Source organism: Streptomyces sparsus (genome assembly GCF_054776295.1).
On sequence record NZ_BAAHCA010001651.1, the window covers coordinates 1 to 606 of the forward strand.

Genomic DNA, 606 nt, shown 5'->3' on the forward strand with positions numbered 1-606 from the left:
AGGGACCGGCGGTCCGTACGGAAGCGGGCTGGGCGGGCTGGGCGGGGGTGCGGGAGGCGGTCATCGCAGCGCGGTCCTCGTCTCGGTGCTGTGCGTCGCGCGGGAGGTCACCCAGTCGCGCTCGGCGGGTCGCAGCGCCGCGAAGCCGAACAGGTCCAGGCGCGGGCTGACGTCCAGGAAGTCGAGCAGCCGCAGCGCGGTGAACAGGGTGGTCGCGGAGGTGGCCCGCTCCTCGCCCAGCAGCGCAGGATCGGTCAGCGGACGGCGCAGCGACTCGTCCCCCAGGTGCTGCTGGGCGCCGGGCACCGCCTGGCGGACCGCCCGGAGCCAGTGCTCCGCCGGGTCGCCGAACACGATCCGCACCGGCACCGGGTGCTGCCGCCCCGCGGTGGTACCGGCGGTGTGGACGTGCACGTCGGCACGTTCCCCCGCCCGGAAGCCGTCGCACCGGACGACGATGCCGTAGTCGTCGAGGCTGCCGGCCGGTGCGCGGCCGTGCACCACGCAGGCGGGGCGGCCGGCGATGCGGTTGCGCAGGTCCCAGACGCCGAGCGGGGTGAAACCGCCCAGCAGCGGGTCGGCGAGCGGCGGCTGGTCCAGCAGCCG

At 76.4% G+C, this 606-nt stretch carries 1 pseudogene; it reads right to left on the minus strand.

The annotated features are described in order from the left end of the window. Positions 1-60: 60 nt before the first annotated feature. Positions 61-606, minus strand: a pseudogene (locus tag ACYVE9_RS30115) (hypothetical protein); the annotation flags it as partial.